This window comes from Allobosea spartocytisi (genome assembly GCF_014764685.1).
Lineage (GTDB): Bacteria > Pseudomonadota > Alphaproteobacteria > Rhizobiales > Beijerinckiaceae > Allobosea > Allobosea spartocytisi.
On sequence record NZ_JACXWY010000007.1, the window covers coordinates 26776 to 40349 of the forward strand.

Consider the following 13574-nt stretch of genomic DNA (forward strand, 5'->3'; position numbering starts at 1 on the left):
GTTGGATTTATTCGGCCGCGGCCGGTGCCGCATCGCCGCGCAATTCGCGCGGCAGCGGGAAGAACACGTCCTCGCTGGCCGTCGAGACCGTCTCGACGCGGACGTCGTAGCGCTCGGCGAAGGCGTCGATGATCTCCTCGACCAGCACCTCGGGCGCGCTGGCGCCGGCGGTGATGCCGAGGCTGCGGATACTCCCGAAGGCGGACCAGTCGATCTCGTCGGTGCGCAGGACGAGGCGCGCCACCGGGCAGCCGGCGCGCTCGGCGACCTCGCGCAGGCGCTGCGAATTCGAGGAATTGGGCGAGCCGACGACGATCAGCCCCTCGACCAGCGGCGCCACGCGCTTCACCGCCTCCTGGCGATTGGTCGTGGCGTAGCAGATGTCTTCCTTGTGCGGCGCGATCAGCTCCGGGAAGCGGAGCTGCAAGGCCTCGACGATCTCGCGGGTGTCGTCGACGGAGAGCGTCGTCTGGGTGACATAGGCGAGCGGCTTGCCCGGCAGAGGCTCGAGCGCGGCGACATCGGCCAGCGTCTCGATCAGCGTGATCGCGCCCTCGGGGAGCTGGCCCATCGTGCCGATCACCTCCGGGTGGCCGGCATGGCCGACGAGCAGGATGTGGCGACCGCGCTTGTGATGGACTTCGGCCTCGCGATGGACCTTGGTCACCAGCGGACAGGTCGCGTCGATGGCGAAGAGGTTGCGTGCCTTCGCCGCCGCCGGCACCGCCTTGGCGACGCCATGGGCGGAGAAGATCACCGGCCTCGTCTCGTCCGGCACCTCGTCGAGCTCGGCGACGAAGACCGCGCCCTTCCGCTTCAACGACTCGACCACGTATTTGTTGTGCACGATCTCGTGGCGGACATAGACCGGCGCGCCATGCAGCGTCAGCGCCTTCTCGACCGCGTCGATGGCGCGCACGACGCCGGCGCAGAAGCCGCGCGGGGCACAGAGCAGAATGTCGAGCGGCGGCTTGGTCACGCGCTGGAAGATCTCCGGTCGGGTCAGCGTCTTCTTTCGGCGGGAAGACGGCGATGTCAAGGAAACGCGATGCAGGTTTGACATACAGGTTGATATAAACTTATTTTTCCGCACGCCCAACAGAAGCTCCTGCGAGGCGACCCGGCCTGCGCTGGCGATATCCGGCATCTGCCGGCGCAGCGCCCGATGTCGCACTCGTCCACGCTTCGACCAAGGGCAGCCGCCGCCCGGCAGGAATGGGCTGCAACGACGAACAGGAGAAAACGCCATGACGATCCATGTCTCCGCCTTCCGCTGGGTGCCGCCCTTCGCCCAGGGCCATGTCCGCGATCTCAGGGTGCGCTGGGCACTGGAAGAAGCCGGCCTGCCCTATCAGGCGGCGCTGATCGGCCCGGCCGACCAGACCTCCGAGACCTATCGCGCCTGGCAGCCCTTCGGGCAGGTGCCGGCCTTCCGCGACGGCGAGGTCGAGCTGTTCGAATCCGGGGCGATCGTGCTCTATCTCTCGCGCCAGTCGCCGGCGCTGGCGCCGAAGGACGAGGCCGGCCGCGCCCGGGTCGCGACCTGGATCCTCGCGGCGCTCAACTCGCTCGAGCCGCATATCGGCCAGCTTGCCCTCACCGACATCTTCCACAAGGGCGAGACCTGGACGGTCGAGCGCCGGCCGCAGATCGTCGCGATGATCGAGAAACGCCTGCAGCAACTCGAGGCATGGCTCGGCGGCAAGGACTATCTCGAAGGCCGCTTTACCGCCGGCGACCTCATGATGGCGAGCGTCCTGCGTGACGTGCCGGACGACATCCTGTCGCGTTTCCCGCGGCTTGAGGCCTACCGCGCCCGCTGCATCGCGCGGCCGGCCTTCGTGCGGGCGCTGGAGGCGCAGATGGCGCCCTTCCGCGAGAACGCTCCGGCCGCTTGAGGCCGCTACGCACGGAATGCATGGCGCGAGACAATTCCCCCTCGCGCTCTGCAAGGCGAGCGCCTAGATAGGGACAGTCGGCCCCCGGAGCCGGCTGTGCCCCCTACAGCGTGAGCCGCCCATGGCCGATGCCGTTTCCCATGCGAGCTACCTGCCGCCGATCCTGACCTTCTGCACCGGCGCGGTGATTGCCGTTCCGCTGTTCCGCAAGCTCGGATTGTCGGCGGTGCTCGGCTATCTGGCGGCCGGCGTCGTGATCGGCCCCTCGCTGCTCGGCGTCATCAAGGATCCCGACGCCATCCGCGGCACGGCCGAGATCGGCGTGGTGCTGCTGCTGTTCCTGGTCGGCCTCGAGCTGCAACCCTCCCGCCTCTACTCGATGCGGCGGGACATTCTCGGTTCGGGACTGGCGCAGATGGCCGTGAGCGCGACCGTCATCGGCCTGGTCGGCTGGCGGTTCGGGCTTTCGGTCGGGGGCGCGATCGCGGTCGGCGTTGCGCTGGCGCTCTCGGCGACCTCCATCGCCCTGCAATTGCTGGAGGAGCGCGGCGACAGCAACGAGACCTATGGCCGGCGCACCTTCTCGATCCTGCTCTTCCAGGACATCGCGATCGCGCCGGTGCTGGCGTTGCTGCCCTTGCTCGCCACCACCGGCGCGGAATCCGGCAGTGCGATGCGGGCGCTGGCGAGCTTCGGCATCGCGATCGCGGCCGTCGTCGCGATCGTCTTCGCCGGCCGCTACCTGCTCAACCCGTTCTTCCGCATCCTCGCCAATAGCGGCGCCAAGGAGGTGATGACCGCGGCCGCCCTGCTGATCGTGCTGGGGGCGGCGCTGCTGATGGAGCATGTCGGACTCTCCATGGCGATGGGCGCCTTCCTCGCCGGGCTGATGCTGGCCGACTCGCATTTCCGCCACGAGCTCGAAGCCGATATCGAACCGTTCCGCGGCGTGCTGCTCGGCCTGTTCTTCATGGCGGTCGGCATGTCGCTCGATCTCAAGCTGGTCGTCGAAAACGCATTGCTGCTCGCCATCGCGGTGCCGCTGCTCGTGCTGTTCAAGATTGCCGTCGTCGCCTCGATCCTGCGGGCGTCCTGCTCGTCGACGCTGGAAGCCATCCGGGCCGGCGCCCTGCTCTCGCCGGCCGGCGAATTCGCCTTCGTGCTCCTGCCGCTCGGCGTGGCGCATGGGCTGCTCAACCCGCAGCAAGCGGCCATCGTCACCGCGCTCGCCGCGATCAGCATGCTGCTCGGCCCGATCGTCGCGAAGCTGATCGACAACGTCCTGCTCGCGCGCATCACGCCCGAGACGATGGACGAGGATTTCGACGGCGTCGGCGACAGCCAGGTGATGGTGATCGGCTTCGGCCGGTTCGGGCAGGTGGTGACGCAGGCGCTGCTGCTCCAGCACGTCAACATCACCGTCATCGATTCCGATGTGGAGCAGATCCGCGCCGCCGCGCGCTTCGGCTTCAAGGTGTATTACGGCGACGGGATGCGGCTCGACGTGCTGCGCGCCGCCGGCGCGGGCAAGGCCCGCGTCATCTGCATCTGCGTCGACGACAAGAACGCCGCCCTGCGCATCCTCGAGATGGTGAAGTCGGAGTTCCCCAATGTGCGGGTGCATGCCCGGGCCTTCGACCGCATCCACGCCATCGACCTGATGAAGGCGGATGTCGACTACCAGATGCGCGAGACCTTCGAATCGGCGCTGGGCTTCGGCCGCGTCACGCTGGAGGCGGTCGGGCTGACCCGCGACGAGGCCGATCTCGTGATCGACCATGTCCGCGACCGCGACGCGCAACGCATGGAAATCCAGTTCAACGAGGGCATTGCGGCCGCCCTCAACCGGGTCCCGCGCGTGACGCCGGAGCCGCTGGTCAAGCCCAAGGGCAAGTCCAAGGCGCTCACGGCCGAGACGCAGGAGGTCATCGAAGATGGCGGGGCCGAGGTCGCTGTCGGCGGCGTCGGCGAACCGGAGCGCTGAGCGCCAGCCGGCGCCGCCGTCATGCTCGGGCTCGACCCGAGCATCTCAGGAAAGAAGGGCGCTTGCTCCTGTGAGAGGCGCCCATTTCTGCCAGAGATTCCCGGGTCTACGCTTCGCTGCGCCCGAGAATGACGCGCCTCGTTCCCAAGGCGACTTGCCGGGGCCCCGCGCGCTGCTATCGTCGCGACAGAGCCAGCAACGGCCCGGGAGGCGTCCATGATGAACCTGTTCGAGATCATGCAATCGGCCCAGAATGGCCAGGCAATGCAGAATCTCGCCCGGCAATACGGGCTGAGCCAGCAGCAGACCCAGGCCGCGCTCGATGCGCTGCTGCCGGCCTTCTCGATGGGGCTGCAGCGCCAGACGCAGAATCCCTATGCCTTCGGCTCGCTGGCGCAGATGATGACCGCCTCGCCCTATGCGCGCTTCTTCGAGACCTCGGGCGGCAGCATCCCGCAAGGCGCGCAGATGGCCGGCAACGATGTGCTGGGCCAGCTCTTCGGTTCGACCGAGGTGAGCCAGGCGATCGCGGCGCAGGCTGCGGCGACGAGCGGCGTCAGCCAGGCCATCCTCAAGCAGATGTTGCCGGTGATCGCCTCGATCCTGATGGGCGGCCTGTTCAAATCCACCAACAGCGAGGGGCTCGGCGGCATTCTCGGCCAGTTTGCCGAGATGATGCGCGGCCAGATGCCGGGCATGCAGCCGGCGCCGCAACCACAGGCCCAGCCGCAGATGCCGGCCAATCCGATGGATGCGATCCTGCGCGGCATGTTCGGCCAGGGCGCGGGGGCAGGCCAGCCTCAGCCACAGCCGCAAGGAAACCCCGGCGCCGCGGCCAACGACCCGTTCGGCGGCATGCTCGGCCAGATCCTCGGCGGCATGTTCGGCGGCGCGGCCGCGCCCGAACCCGCCCCGCAGCAGCCATCTCAGCCCCGCAGCGCGCCGCAGCGCCCCGCGCCTGCCCCGGAGCCCGCGCCGGACGAGTCCGCGCCCTCCGCCTCCGCACCCGGGCCCGGTTCGATCGGCCTCGACGCGCTGAACCAGATGTTCGAGCATGGCCGGCAGATTCAGGACGACCACCAGAGCGCGCTGAAATCGATCCTCGACGCCATGCTCGGCGGCGGTCAGCAGCGCTGAAACGACAGACCGGACGCAGCAGCGTCCGGTCCTGCATGTCCTGTCGACGGACTCAGACCAGCTTTCTCGGCTTGTGGCCGCTCAAGCAGGCCGGCGCTGCTGCCAGTTCTGGTCCGCCTGCACCATGGCCGCGGCCATGCCGCGCAGCTCGGCCGCATCGTCGCGGGTGCGGAAGCTGGCGACGAGATCGTTGAGGCGCTGGATCTGGTTGGCCAGGGCCGTCGCCGAGGCGGCGCTCTGCTCGGCGAGCGCAGCGTTCTGCTGGGTCATCTCGTCCATATGGGCGACGGCCTGGCTCATCTCGTCGATGCCGTTCGATTGCTCGGCCGCGGCCGAGGAGATGTCCGAGACCGTGGCGGACACCTTCTGCGAGGCTTCGACGATCCGCTCCAGGGCGGTGCCGGCCGAGCGCACGAGGCCGACGCCCTGCGCGACCTCCGCCCCGGATTCGGTGATGAGCGTGGTGATGCCCTTGGCGGCCTCGCTGGAGCGCTGGGCGAGCGTGCGCACTTCGGAGGCGACCACGGCGAAACCCCGGCCGGCATCGCCGGCACGCGCCGCCTCGACTGCCGCGTTGAGCGCCAGCAGATTGGTCTGGAAGGCGATCTCGTCGATGACGGTGGTGATGTCGGAGATCTTGCGCGAGGCCGTCTCGATCCGCGCCATGGCATCCACGGCATCCTTGACGATGGCACCGCCCTTGCGGGCGACCTCCATCGCCTCGTCGGCGAGCGCGACCGCCTGCATCGAAGCCTGGGCCGAGGCCTTGACGGACGCGGCGAGCTCCTCGGTGGTGGCGGCGGTCTCCTCCAGCGAGGAGGCCTGTTCCTCGGTGCGCTTGGAGAGATCGTCGGCGCCGGTATTGATCTCCTGGGCGGCGTTGCCGACATCGCCCGAGGTCGACTGGATGGTGCGGATCGTCTCCGCGAGATGGGCAACCGCCATGTTGAAATCGTCGCGCAGCTTCTCGTATTCGGCAGCGAGATCGGCCTCGATCCGGCAGGTGAGATCGCCGCGCGAAAGCCGGTCGAGCCCTTCGGCCAGCGCCTCCATCACCTTGGCCTGCTCGGCGGCGAGAAGCTCGTGCTCACGGGCGCGGGCGGCGCGCTCCTGCTCGGCGAGGCGGCGCTGCGCCTCCGTCGCGTCGCGGCTCTCGGCCGTCTCCGCCTCGAGACGCCGGACCGCCAGCCCGTTCTCCTTGAAGACCTGCACAGCCCGCGCCATGGCGCCGACCTCGTCGTGCCGGTTCTGGCCGTCGATCTCGACCGCATAGTCGCCGGTGGCGAGATCGTCCATGCGCGCCTTGAGGGTCTCGAGCGGCCTGGTGATGGACTGCCGCGCGAGCAGAAGCGCCCCGATCAGGCCGAGCAGGACCCCGGCGACGGAGAGCGCCAGCAGGATCAGGTTGAGCTGCTTCGCCTCCGCGTCAAGCGCCTGCCCGTCGGCTTGCGTCTGGCTCTTGATGTCGCCGTTGAGCTTGACCGCATCAGCGACGATGGCGCCGAAGGCGCGGTCCAGCTCCGACATCACCGACAGCGCCGCCAGATCCTCGTCGCGCGCGGCCTGGGCCAGCACGTCGTCGATCTTCGGCTTGAGCTCGGAAAGCGCCCGCGCGAGCTTGTCGAACTCGGCATGGCGCTCGGGAAAGCTGATCTTGGCGTTGACGAGCTGCTGGAGCGCGAGATCGTAATCCTTGCGGACATCCGCGATGCTCGTGGTGTTCTGCTTCATGTATTCGGGATAGGCGATCGCCTTATACAGGTCGCGCAGCACGTAGCTCGTCACGAGCGTCGACTGCGCCGAATCGAGGATCGCGGCGGAGCGCTGATCGATCAGATCGGAATAGCTCTTGTTGATGCGCTGATATTCGTGCCCGGCATAGATCGCAGTACCGATGCTGATCAGTCCGATCGCAATCAATGGAATGGCGATCTTGGTGCGAATCCTCAGATCCTTGAGGCGCAGAGAGAACTTCATGCCCGTGCCCACCCCGTCAGGCGGCCAGCCGGCCGCATCCGGCGGACACATTTCAGCCAAATGCATAAAATTGCGTTAGGACACGCCTCCGCTGCTCCGGCGCATAAAAAAAGGGCGGAAGCACGAAGCTTCCGCCCACAGAGACGCTGACGCCAAGGGGTCAGGCGCAGCGTGCAACCATGAAATCTGCGTTCTTCGCCAGCACCGGCTCCGGCACTGTCGGCTGGGTGCCGGCATGACGGACGGCCTGCTCGCGCCGCGCCTTGGCGATATCGGCATTGGAGCGTGACCGCGCGGCCAGCACCGCGGAGGGATCGTTGAGCCAGGACGTCGCCAGCGCGCCGGCGATATCGGAGCGGACGAGGCCGATATCCTTGAGGCCGCGCTCATCGAGCTCGGCGAGGCGCATCACCTCGCGTCGATGGATCAGGGCGCGCAGGAGGAATACGGGCTTTTGGATTCCAGCGGCGGCGATGCGCACGACACCGGCCGGAACCGATGACAGCGTCTTCGTGGCAATGGTCATGAGCAGCATGACGGCCTCCAATGGAATGCGAGAACGGATCGGCGTTCCCCTTCAGCCCGGACGCGCCAACTGGCTGAAATCCCGGAGAACGATTGAACGATAGCGAGACGCTGGCCATCAGCCAAACGAATGGTTATGATGCTTGACAGCACGGATATTGATGAACGCACGACGGGGGATCGCCATGGCCCATGTGCTCGACGCCGACCAGTTGAAGACCTTCGTCGCCATTGCCGACACCGGCTCCTTCACCCGCGCCGCGGAGATCGTGTTCAAGACGCAATCGGCCGTCTCGATGCAGATGAAGCGGCTGGAGGAGCGGGTCGGGCGGCCGCTCTTCGGGCGCGACGGACGCCACGCCAAGCTGACCGAGGATGGCGAGCGCCTGCTCGACTACGCCCGCCGGATCGTCAGGCTGAACCTGGAATGCGTCGCGACCTTCACCGATGCCGATCTGAAGGGGCGCATCCGGCTCGGCGTGCCCGACGATTATGCCGACCGCTACCTGCCCGAGATCCTCGCCCGCTTCGCGCGCTCGAACCCGCGCGCCGAGGTCACGGTCGTCTGCGAACCGACGCCGATGCTGGCCGAGCGGATCGCCACCGGCGATATCGACCTCGCCATCATCACCCATGTCGAGAGCCGCGGCCAGGGCGAGATCATCCGCATCGAGCCGCTGCTCTGGGTCACCTCCGCCCGCCATACCGTGCACGAGGAAGATCCGTTGCCACTGGCGCTGGGCCGACCGACCTGCAACTGGCGGCAGGCGGCGGTCGATGCCCTGGAGGCCAAGGGCCGCCGGTTCCGCGTGCTCTATGCGAGCTGGAACTCGACGGCGGTCGGCGCCGCGGTGGTCGCAGGGCTCGCCGTCTCGGTGCTGCCGGAGAGCGCGGTGAGGCCGGGCATGCGGATTCTGGGACCGTCGGAGGGCTTCGCGACCTTGCCGTCCTGTAAGATCGGCCTGCTGCGCACGCGCTTCGACCCGTCCGTGCTCTCGAATGCGCTGGCCGAGCACATCATCCAGAGCCTCGACAATCTGGCGAGCTTCAAGACCGCGGCGGAATGAGAGCCGCCTCCAGAGGCTGCCGGAGCCTGCCGATCGTTCACGGAAACGCGTGGCGATAATAGTCCGTCAGACCGCCGTCATCGCGTCCGCCACGACGCGCGGCGATCTACGGACCTTTGATGGCGTTTGCCGCAGCCGTCAGGAACGAATTCACCTGCGTCCCAAAATAGGTGATCGACGTCAGGATGGTGATGGAGACGATGCTCGCGACGAGGCCATACTCGATCGCGGTCACACCGCTCTCGTCGCGAAGAAAGGCGTCAAAACTGGCGCTGACTCGATTCATGCCGCAAGGTTAGGGCGCGAGCTCCGGCCAAATCGTTAATCCGGCCGCTGCAATGCGCCGAATATCGCTTTTTCCGGCGCGGATGAGCTTTACAGCGCCAGTTCCGTGAAGACCGGCTCGACCTTGCCACCCCATGGACCGCGATAGCGCGCTTCGAGGCGCTGCGCGAGCGTCTGCCCGCTGGCCAGGATCTCCTGCAAGGGAGCGAGGTAAATGCTCTCGTCATGGCCAGCCGCGTCGCGGCGGGCCCGGCGGGCGAGGCCGGCACGCGACAATTCCAGCACTTCGCTCGCGATCTCGCCAAGCTTGCGCCCGGCGATGGAGGCATCCAGACCCAGCTTGGGCGCCGCATCGCGCAATCCCTGCCGCTGCTCGGCGCTCCAGCCCTTGACCAGATCCCAGGCGGCGTCGAGCGCGCCGCGGTCATAGAGCAACCCGACCCAGAAGGCGGGCAGCGCCGCCAGCATGTCGGCGGGGCCGGCATCGGCGCCGCGCATCTCGAGGAAGCGCTTCAGCCGGACCTCCGGGAACAGGGTCCCGAGATGGTTGACCCAGTCCGACATCGTGGCGCATTCGCCCGGCAGCTGCTTCAGCTTGCCCGCCATGAGGTCCCGGAAAGAGGCGCCGGCGACGTCGTGATAGGTCTCGCCGCGCTTGACGAAATACATGGGAACGTCGAGCGCCCAATCGACATAGGCCTCGTAGGACATGCCCTCGTCGAAGGCGAAGGCGAGCATGCCGGAGCGGTTATTGTCGGTATCGCGCCAGATCTCCGAGCGCATCGACTGGAAGCCGTTCAGCTTGCGCTCCAGGAAGGGCGAGGAGGCGAACAGGGCCGTCGCGAATGGCTGCAGCGCAAGCGAGACGCGCAGCTTGCGCACCATGTCGGCCTCGCTGGCGAAATCGAGATTGACCTGCACCGTGCAGGTCCGGAACATCATGTCGAGACCCATCGTGCCGACCTTCGGCATATAGTTCGCCATGATCTTGTAGCGGCTCTTCGGCATCATCGGCGTCTGCGCCCGCGTCCAGAGCGGGGAGGCGCCGAGCGCGGCGAAGCCGATGCCGTGCGGTTCGGCGACCGCCTTGACGTCGGCGAGATGGGCAGCGAGCTCGGCCTGCGTCTGATGGATGGTCTCGAGCGGGGCGCCGGAGAGCTCGAACTGGCCGCCGGGCTCCAGCGAGATCGCCCCGCCCCCGTCGGGGCCGCCGAGACCGATGATGTTGCCGGCGTCGACGATCGGTTCCCAGCCGAGACGTTGCTGCATGCCCTCGAGCAAGGCGCGGATGCCGCCCGCCCCGGCACGGCCCTCATAAGGCACCGGAGCGAGGTCCTCCCGGTAGAACGGGAATTTCTCGTGCTCCGTCCCGATCCGGAAACGCGATTCCGGTTTCTCGCCGGCAGCGATCCAGGAAATCAGCTCCTCCTTGGAGCCGATCGGAGTCGAGTCGGACACATCGCGAGCCATGGGCGCTCCGGCAGAACAGGCAATAAAGCCAAGGCTCCCGGCGGCTGGGAGGCCGCGGGTTCAAGGCGTAGGGCGAACAGACATAGGCGAGAGCCGGACGCGCGACAACGACCCGGACCTTGCATTCGTGAAAGGGCGGCAAGCGCTGGCGGCAGGTCCGGCGCCGGAACGCTCAGCGCCGCCCCGCCCAATCGCCGAGCACCGCCTGCACGACGGCGAGCGCCGCAACGGCGGCGGTATCAGCCCGCAGGATGCGCGGGCCCAGCGAAATCGCCAGCGTCTGCGGGCGCGCGGCGATCAGCCGGCGCTCGGCCTCGTCGAAGCCGCCCTCCGGCCCGATCAGCACCGCGAGCGGGCCGGCGGCATGGGCCTGCAGCGCCGTGATCGGGCTGCCCTGCTCCAGCCCCTCGTCGCAGAAGATCAGCAGCCGGGCCGGGTCCAGCGCCGCGAGCGCGGCCTCGAGCGAGGTCTCGGCCTCGATGCGCGGCAGGCTGAGGATGCCACATTGCTCGGCGGCCTCGACGGCATTGGCCCGCATCCGGTCGAGATTGAGCCGCGAGACCTGGGTGCGGCGGGTGATGACGGGCTGGAGCAGGCCCGCGCCCATCTCGACCGCCTTCTGCGCCATATAATCGAGCCGCGCATGCTTCAGCGGCGCGAAGAGATAATGCAGGTCTGAGGGCGGCGGCTGATCCTTCACCCGGCGGTCGAGAATCAGCCGCGCCGCCTTGCGCCCCTCCGGCGCGACGCGGGCCAGCCACTCGCCGTCGCGCCCGTTGAAGACGAGGACCGCCCCATCGGCCTTGAGCCGCAAGACGTTGAGCAGATAATTCGACTGGTCCCGCTCCAGCGGCAGTTCACCGCCGGCAGCGAAAGCGGCATCGATGAAGAGCCGATGGCGTGCAAAATCGGGGATGGACATCGGCGAAGCCGCCTCCTGCATCTACAAATTTGTTGTGAGCAGCGCGAAAACCGCCACAATCCTCGCCTAACGGCAAGTGCTTCCTCCGAGATGGCAGATGGACTTGCAAGAGTCGTTGGCGTTAACAGCGCCTGCTGTTAAGGACATGTTCACAGATCGGCGCGACAGGCCGGCAAGCGGAGAAGGGAATCATGCGGCTCAGGACGGCTTCGGGATTGGCAGCGACATTGGGCCTCGCCATGGCATCGCTCGTGATCGCCTCCCCGGCCAGCGCGCAGGTTTCCGGCTGCGAGCCGCTGCAGAAGCTGCTGACGACGCGGCAGGCGATGGTGGCCAAGATCACGGCCGCGCAGAAAGCCAAGCGCAAGATGACGCCGCAGGAGGCATGCAGCACCTTCGGCTCGCTCGTGAACAACGGCAACGAGACGCTGAAATTCGCGTCCGCCAACCAGGACTGGTGCCAGATCCCGGCCACGTTCATCGAGGGGCTCAAGAACGACAACGCGCGAATCGGGACGTTTCGCGGCCAGGCCTGCAATGCGGTGAAGCAGCAGGCGGCGATGCAGCGGCGCGCCCAGCAGCAGGCCCAGAGCGCCAACCCCTTCGGCGGCGCGGATTCGATCACCAGCGGCGCCGGTGGCGGGCTGAAGGTCCCACAGGGCGCGCTCTAAGACGGAAGGCGGGCCGGCCATGGCGGACCCTGTCCACGCCGGCCCCACGCCGGGGCGCGACGCGCTCCGTTCCGGCGCCTCCTTGCCGGATGCCCCCCTCCCCGACGCGCTGAGCGGTCACTGGGTCGATACGCGCGCGCCGCGTGCGATCAGGCCCTATCTCAAGCTCGCGCGGATCGAACGGCCGATCGGCTGGTGGCTCATTCTGCTTCCGTGCTGGTGGGCGGCGGGGCTGGCCGCGATCGCGGCGGGCCAGCCATACCCCAATCCCTGGCACTGCCTGCTCTTCCTGATCGGCGCCGTGCTGATGCGCGGAGCGGGCTGCACCTTCAACGACATCATCGATCGCAAGCTCGATGCCGAAGTCGCGCGCACGCGCGGCCGCCCGCTGCCCTCCGGGCAGGTCACGGTCGCGGCAGCAGTGCTGTTCATGGTCGCGCAGGCGCTCGCCGCCCTGCCGGTGCTGCTGCAGTTCAACCGCTTCACGGTCCTGCTCGGCCTCGCCTCGCTCGCGATCGTGGCGATCTATCCGTTCATGAAGCGCATCACCAACATGCCGCAATTCGTGCTCGGCCTCGCCTTCTCCTGGGGCGCGCTGCTCGGCTGGAGCGCCGTGTTCGGCCGGCTCGACGCGCCGGCCTACCTCACCTACGCCGCCGCCATCGCCTGGACGGTCGGCTACGACACGATCTATGCGATGCAGGATATCGAGGACGACGCCATCGCCGGCATCAAATCAAGCGCGCGCTATTTCGGCGACCATACGCGCCAGGCCGTCGCGCTCTGCTTCGCCCTGACGGCTGTGCTCAGCGGCATCGCGATCTGGCTGGTCAATGGCGGTGTCTTCGCCTGGCTCGGCTTTGCCGCCTTCGTCGCCCATCTCGGCTGGCAGGTGACGCGGATCGAGGGGGCGAGCGCGGCGCAGGCGCTGATGCTGTTCCGCTCGAATCGGAATGCCGGGCTGCTGCTCGCCGCGGGGCTGGCGCTCGACGCGATCAGCCGGCACGCCTTCGCTTAATCGACCAAGCGCTCATTGGCGAGGACGACCGGCAGATCGGCCAGACGGCCGGGCTTGCGGCGCGTCAGGAAGCGCGGGCGACGCCCGTTCAGGAAGGCATGGCGGCGGCGGATCCGCACCGGCCCCAGCGCGACGCGGCCGATCTGCGGAAACGGCTCGCTCACCGTGCCGTCGACGGATTCGAGCAGCAGCGGCAAGCCGCTGCGGCGACCGCAATCGCGCCAGAGCGCAACCGCATCGGCCTGATCGACGCTGGCGATCACGATCGAGCGCCCGTCGCCGGCCGTCAAAGCGAGCTCGAAGCGCTCATCCTCGCCCGTCGGATTGGCGAGCCGCAGCGCGACCCCGCTCCACCCCGCCGAGGCGCGCAAAATCCGCACGGAGCCGACGCGCTCGATGCCCGGCGCCGATGGCTGGCGCGGCATCGGGTTGCGGGGGACGATCGCTGTGGTGAACGGCCCACCGGAGAGATGCGGCACAAAACCGCTCTCTCCGGCGACCGGCGTGACGCTGGCCATCGGTAATAACGCCTTTCCTAATCCCTGCTGCAACGGAGTCCTCTGTCGGATGCGGGACTCTCGTGCTTGCCGGGTGAGGATGTGCCGCAGGCGTGTCCGAGC

Annotated in this window: 13 protein-coding genes; 6 read left to right on the forward strand and 7 right to left on the reverse strand. The window is 67.9% G+C overall.

The features are described from left to right. Positions 1–7 precede the first annotated feature (7 nt). Positions 8–1039 (reverse strand): 4-hydroxy-3-methylbut-2-enyl diphosphate reductase, encoded by a 1032-nt coding sequence (ispH, locus tag IED13_RS13050; protein WP_404801888.1) that lies wholly within the window; start codon positions 1037–1039, stop codon positions 8–10. A gap of 208 nt (positions 1040–1247) precedes the next feature. Here ispH and IED13_RS13055 point away from each other — a divergent pair, with 208 nt between their 5' ends. The 3 genes from IED13_RS13055 (at position 1248) to IED13_RS13065 (ending at position 5019) form a co-directional block, all read left to right on the forward strand. Further along, complete coding sequence (locus IED13_RS13055) at positions 1248–1898, forward strand: glutathione S-transferase family protein (protein WP_191124420.1); 651 nt, start codon at positions 1248–1250, stop codon at positions 1896–1898. Between the two features lie 121 nt (positions 1899–2019). Next, positions 2020–3882 carry a monovalent cation:proton antiporter-2 (CPA2) family protein gene (locus IED13_RS13060; protein ID WP_038360875.1) on the forward strand — a complete coding sequence of 621 codons (1863 nt, stop codon included), beginning with the start codon at positions 2020–2022 and terminating at the stop codon, positions 3880–3882. Between the two features lie 216 nt (positions 3883–4098). After that, complete coding sequence (locus IED13_RS13065; protein ID WP_191124421.1) at positions 4099–5019, forward strand: DUF937 domain-containing protein; 921 nt, start codon at positions 4099–4101, stop codon at positions 5017–5019. An 81-nt stretch (positions 5020–5100) separates the two neighbouring features. Here the strand turns inward: IED13_RS13065 and IED13_RS13070 are convergent, their stop codons facing one another. Both IED13_RS13070 and IED13_RS13075 read right to left on the reverse strand, forming a co-directional pair. Next, the gene (locus tag IED13_RS13070; RefSeq protein WP_191124422.1) at positions 5101–6996 is read right to left on the reverse strand and encodes a methyl-accepting chemotaxis protein; all 1896 of its coding nucleotides are present in this window, start codon (positions 6994–6996) and stop codon (positions 5101–5103) included. Positions 6997–7156: 160 nt separating this feature from the next. Next, positions 7157–7531 carry a DUF1127 domain-containing protein gene (locus IED13_RS13075; RefSeq protein ID WP_133562269.1) on the reverse strand — a complete coding sequence of 125 codons (375 nt, stop codon included), beginning with the start codon at positions 7529–7531 and terminating at the stop codon, positions 7157–7159. Between the two features lie 175 nt (positions 7532–7706). Here IED13_RS13075 and IED13_RS13080 point away from each other — a divergent pair, with 175 nt between their 5' ends. Then, positions 7707–8588 (forward strand): LysR substrate-binding domain-containing protein, encoded by an 882-nt coding sequence (locus tag IED13_RS13080; RefSeq protein WP_038360870.1) that lies wholly within the window; start codon positions 7707–7709, stop codon positions 8586–8588. A gap of 106 nt (positions 8589–8694) precedes the next feature. Here IED13_RS13080 and IED13_RS13085 read toward each other — a convergent pair whose 3' ends face one another. The 3 genes from IED13_RS13085 to IED13_RS13095 form a co-directional block, all read right to left on the reverse strand. Then, positions 8695–8874: a Flp family type IVb pilin gene (locus IED13_RS13085; RefSeq protein ID WP_113253969.1), complete on the reverse strand. Its 180-nt coding sequence runs from the start codon at positions 8872–8874 to the stop codon at positions 8695–8697. Between the two features lie 89 nt (positions 8875–8963). Further along, the gene (locus IED13_RS13090; protein ID WP_191124423.1) at positions 8964–10343 is read right to left on the reverse strand and encodes a glutamate--cysteine ligase; all 1380 of its coding nucleotides are present in this window, start codon (positions 10341–10343) and stop codon (positions 8964–8966) included. Between the two features lie 172 nt (positions 10344–10515). After that, a complete protein-coding gene (locus IED13_RS13095; RefSeq protein ID WP_113253967.1) occupies positions 10516–11265 on the reverse strand; it encodes a 16S rRNA (uracil(1498)-N(3))-methyltransferase in 750 nt (249 codons plus the stop codon). Between the two features lie 191 nt (positions 11266–11456). Between IED13_RS13095 and IED13_RS13100 the strand changes: the two genes are divergently transcribed. Together IED13_RS13100 and ubiA are read left to right on the forward strand one after the other, a co-directional pair. Continuing rightward, positions 11457–11936 (forward strand): hypothetical protein, encoded by a 480-nt coding sequence (locus IED13_RS13100; protein ID WP_133562277.1) that lies wholly within the window; start codon positions 11457–11459, stop codon positions 11934–11936. 19 nt (positions 11937–11955) lie between these two features. Next, positions 11956–12954, forward strand: coding sequence for a 4-hydroxybenzoate octaprenyltransferase (gene ubiA, locus IED13_RS13105; protein WP_191124424.1), 999 nt, complete (start codon positions 11956–11958; stop codon positions 12952–12954). Here the strand turns inward: ubiA and IED13_RS13110 are convergent. Continuing rightward, entirely contained in the window at positions 12951–13472 is a 522-nt protein-coding gene (locus IED13_RS13110; protein ID WP_112762929.1) for a DUF6101 family protein, read from the reverse strand. The genes ubiA and IED13_RS13110 overlap by 4 nt on opposite strands. Positions 13473–13574: the final 102 nt, after the last annotated feature.

Bases quoted from the DNA above. Each gene is read 5' to 3' on its own strand.
- IED13_RS13055 (WP_191124420.1), top strand. From the start codon at position 1,248: ATGACGATCCATGTCTCCGCCTTCCGCTGGGTGCCGCCCTTCGCCCAG.
- IED13_RS13060 (WP_038360875.1), top strand. From the start codon at position 2,020: ATGGCCGATGCCGTTTCCCATGCGAGCTACCTGCCGCCGATCCTGACC.
- IED13_RS13065 (WP_191124421.1), top strand. From the start codon at position 4,099: ATGATGAACCTGTTCGAGATCATGCAATCGGCCCAGAATGGCCAGGCA.
- IED13_RS13070 (WP_191124422.1), bottom strand. From the start codon at position 6,996: ATGAAGTTCTCTCTGCGCCTCAAGGATCTGAGGATTCGCACCAAGATC.
- IED13_RS13075 (WP_133562269.1), bottom strand. From the start codon at position 7,531: ATGCTGCTCATGACCATTGCCACGAAGACGCTGTCATCGGTTCCGGCC.
- IED13_RS13080 (WP_038360870.1), top strand. From the start codon at position 7,707: ATGGCCCATGTGCTCGACGCCGACCAGTTGAAGACCTTCGTCGCCATT.
- IED13_RS13085 (WP_113253969.1), bottom strand. From the start codon at position 8,874: ATGAATCGAGTCAGCGCCAGTTTTGACGCCTTTCTTCGCGACGAGAGC.
- IED13_RS13090 (WP_191124423.1), bottom strand. From the start codon at position 10,343: ATGGCTCGCGATGTGTCCGACTCGACTCCGATCGGCTCCAAGGAGGAG.
- IED13_RS13095 (WP_113253967.1), bottom strand. From the start codon at position 11,265: ATGTCCATCCCCGATTTTGCACGCCATCGGCTCTTCATCGATGCCGCT.
- IED13_RS13100 (WP_133562277.1), top strand. From the start codon at position 11,457: ATGCGGCTCAGGACGGCTTCGGGATTGGCAGCGACATTGGGCCTCGCC.
- ubiA (WP_191124424.1), top strand. From the start codon at position 11,956: ATGGCGGACCCTGTCCACGCCGGCCCCACGCCGGGGCGCGACGCGCTC.
- IED13_RS13110 (WP_112762929.1), bottom strand. From the start codon at position 13,472: ATGGCCAGCGTCACGCCGGTCGCCGGAGAGAGCGGTTTTGTGCCGCAT.